Below are 893 nucleotides of genomic sequence, written 5' to 3'. Positions count from 1 at the left end.
CGATGTCCTTGCCGATCCCCGCAACCCGCCGCTCCGAGATCTCTATATCGCGTTCGGCGTCACGGATCTGCCGGCGCACCGCATACTGATCGTCGTCATGGGCGGCGCGCAGCCGTTMAAGACGGGCAATGTCCGCCTCGAGACCCGCCTTCCGCATTAACCGCTCGTMGCCGGAGGCAATGGCCTTAGCMATCGCAAACTGATTGGCGGCCCCTTCGCCGAGATCCTCGAGCCGGCGGATCGAGGTGTCACCGGAKAGTGCTGCCGCAATGAAGCGGGCCTTGCGCTCGTTGTTCTGCCACATGCTGGCATCGAGCRAGCCTTGCGTGGCATAGGCGAAGATATCGACTTCATCGTGCTGATTGCCTTGCCGCACGATCCGGCCCTCGCGCTGTTCAATCTRTGACGGCAACMATGGGACATCGAGATGGTGCAACGCCTTGAGGCGAAGCTGCACATTCACGCCCGTTCCCATCGTCTCCGACGAGCCGATCAGAAAGCGGACCTTGCCCGAGCGCACGTCGCCGAATAGCCGCTGCTTGGCCTCGGTCTTCTTGTAGTCCTGCATGAAGGCGATTTCCGAAGCGGGAACGCCCATCCTGACCAGCTCGTCCCTGATCCAGCGGTAGGCCGAGAAGCCACGGGTCGTCTCKACATTGATGGTGCCGAGATCGGAAAAGATCATTTGCGCCGCACCCGGCAGATCGAAAGCCTTGCCGTCCGGACGGAGATAGGTGCTTTGCGCGGTCTCCTGCCAGATACGGAAGGCATTCTGGACGAGCAGGTTGAGCTTGTTGTCCGGCTCGTTGTCATTGTCCGCATCGACCAGGCGGAGATCGATTGCGGCATGGCGCCCATCGGTGATGACGGAAAGCAGGATGTCGTCACCGGGC

At 61.5% G+C, this 893-nt stretch carries 1 pseudogene; it reads right to left on the bottom strand.

The features are described 5' to 3' along the window. Positions 1 to 893, bottom strand: a pseudogene (locus QD357_RS32610) (lactate dehydrogenase); the annotation flags it as partial.

Source organism: Rhizobium sp. BR 317 (assembly GCF_047445835.1).
GTDB lineage: Bacteria > Pseudomonadota > Alphaproteobacteria > Rhizobiales > Rhizobiaceae > Rhizobium > Rhizobium paranaense.
Note: the sequence above shows the minus strand (reverse complement) of the source record. Positions and strands in the feature narration are given on the sequence as shown.